3 protein-coding genes are annotated in these 2282 nt (G+C 40.1%); 1 reads left to right on the forward strand and 2 read right to left on the reverse strand.

What is annotated here, in order from left to right:
- Positions 1 to 252: 252 nt before the first annotated feature.
- Positions 253 to 426: a hypothetical protein gene (locus ACFILW_RS07675; RefSeq protein WP_375685463.1), complete on the reverse strand. Its 174-nt coding sequence runs from the start codon at positions 424 to 426 to the stop codon at positions 253 to 255.
- Positions 423 to 794, reverse strand: a complete 372-nt coding sequence (locus ACFILW_RS07680; protein WP_375685464.1) for a hypothetical protein — start codon at positions 792 to 794, stop codon at positions 423 to 425. The genes ACFILW_RS07675 and ACFILW_RS07680 overlap by 4 nt, the downstream gene beginning before the upstream one ends.
- Before the next feature lie 1193 nt (positions 795 to 1987).
- On the opposite strand from ACFILW_RS07680, the gene ACFILW_RS07685 reads away from it, so the two are divergent.
- Positions 1988 to 2182, forward strand: coding sequence for a hypothetical protein (locus tag ACFILW_RS07685; RefSeq protein ID WP_375685465.1), 195 nt, complete (start codon positions 1988 to 1990; stop codon positions 2180 to 2182).
- Positions 2183 to 2282: the final 100 nt, after the last annotated feature.

A 2282-nucleotide genomic window follows, 5' to 3' on the forward strand; every position in this document is an offset into this window, starting at 1 on the left:
TGTTGCGGGGCTTGTGAAGCCCTGTCAGGTGCGTGCGCCGGCTGAAATGCTTAAAGTGGGGGGAGCCGTTGGAAGTGTTTCTTGTATTTGCTATACGCACATAATATCATGCCTATAGTTTCAAACGTTCCCTTATGAAAAATCTCATACCATCAATATGGGCCCTCAATAACTGGTAATCACATTAAATACGTTTAGAAATATAAAAATAAGGATTATAGTATTTTTAATACCACGTTTGTCACGATTTTTTTATTTATTAATTTCTTTATTCCATTTTTGATTTGCTAAGTTTAGTCCTGTAAGCGCTTTACGGTACAATTTTCGATATTTAATGGTAGAATAAACAAGCCAAACGGATAATGTTATTATTGCACAACCGACAATGATCCCTAGAATGCGCCCTAATATTATAGCTCCAGTCATTTTTCTCTCCTTATTGTATTTTGATTAGCAACCGCTTCGTCTAGTTGTTTCATTACTTTTTTCAGTTTCTTCTTTACTATGATCCGTAGCACCAAAAAGATTGGTATCGAACCGTACAGAATTAATGCGCATATCAGCCCGATTGCAGTTACTACATTCATCTGAGGTTTATCCGCACTGCCTAATATTGAGAGGAAAATGTATAAACAGACGCTTATAAAAATTATGAATATAAACTCTCTCAGGGAAACAACACCAGCCTTTAATGTTTCCTTAACTTCTTTTTGGATATCGAGGACTAAGTCCCATTGAGAAGATGTATCATTTTGTTCTTTTGGTGATGCATTTGATAGGTTTGGTTTTGTCATGTGGATATTCGTTTGTTTCTTGAAGGTTTTGTCTTTTGATAAAGCGAATAACTCAGTTTCTCAGGCTATTTTTATGAAATGAAAAAAGATTTCTGTACTTGTTAAAATGATAATACGAATGACTTGCTACGTCTGTAGCGCATCTTCCCTTTATTATTATGAGGCATGTACAATTTTTCGTGCCGCTGTATAAAAGATTCGTTTTGTGAGTACAATTATATTTTATCACTAAACTATAGGCGAAGAGGCATTTAATATTGAAGTGTTTATGCCGGTTGAATTTACTTAAGAAAAGCTTGATTGTTGATTGATCGGCACAGAAATCTTCGTCCTTGAGTGCTGTTAGGCACTCAAATTTGAATAACGTAACTTTATAGGGGAAAGAACGAAGGCGATAGACAGAACGAAGGTCACAAATATTACAAATGTTAAAGTGAGTGATATTTTAAGCGGCTGGTGTTTTAGCGTGTAAGCTAAATTTACGGTTTTCTTTCAGTGTGGAGTGTATGTACATCTGCTCTTTTAAGCCTTATTGCGAAATGAAATAAGGAGAGACGCTTCAAGCCTTAGAAAACTACGAGACAGGTAATATCGCCTTGTGAGAGGAGGTTTCTGTGATGGATAAGCTTAGTACTGTAATGATATCTTTGATATGGAACTCAAGGGGTGGTGCCAAGCGCGCGCTTGACACTTTTGTGAAAGAATGAACACAAGAAGGGAGACTAGGGGCAATGAGAACACATTGTTAGAGTACTCTCTATAGGCGCAAGAGATAAGTCTATCCTCTAAAGGTTGCAATTAAAAGGCCTAGAGGTTGGAACTAAAAGGCCTAGAGGTTGGAACTAAAAGGAAAGTGAAGAGGACGACCTTATAGTATGGGGAATATTTATGCTGTGGAAGGTCTCCATTGAGGGGAAGTTGTTTGGGGGGCTGGTGAATTGCTTTTAGTCCGTGGGGGGATGTTTTTGAGAAAAAGGGGGGAAAAGAGCTAGGGGGTGGAGTTGAAGGGTTGGGAGTGTTTGTTGTGATGCATGAATATCGGGGTGGGGTGAAGCTTTGTTCTTGAAGGGAGATGAGATGTTTATGCAGGTTAAGTGGTTTGGAGGGGGAAAAGGTGATGTTCTTAAAAGAGCAAGGCTTGTAGGAGGGCGTGAAGCCTTTTCAGGGGCGAATTAAAAGGTTAGGGGGGCGCTTTGAAGCCGTTGAGGGGAAGTTGTTTTTGGGGGGCTGGTGAATTGCTTTTAGTCCGTGGGGGGATGTTTTTGAGAAAAGGAGGGGAAAGAGCTTTGATAGGGGGAGTTGAAGGGTTGGGAGTGCTTGTTGTGCTGCATGAATATTGGGGTGTGTGGGGGAGGTTGTTTTTGAGGGCGGATGAGATGTTTATGTAGGTTAAGTGGTTTGGAGGGGGAAGAGGTGATGTTCTTAAAAGAGCAAGGCTTGTAGGAGGGCGTGAAGCCTTTTCAGGGGCGAATTAAAAGGTTAGGGGGG

The sequence above is a fragment of the Bartonella sp. TT110JLCBS genome, assembly GCF_042193405.1.
GTDB lineage: Bacteria > Pseudomonadota > Alphaproteobacteria > Rhizobiales > Rhizobiaceae > Bartonella.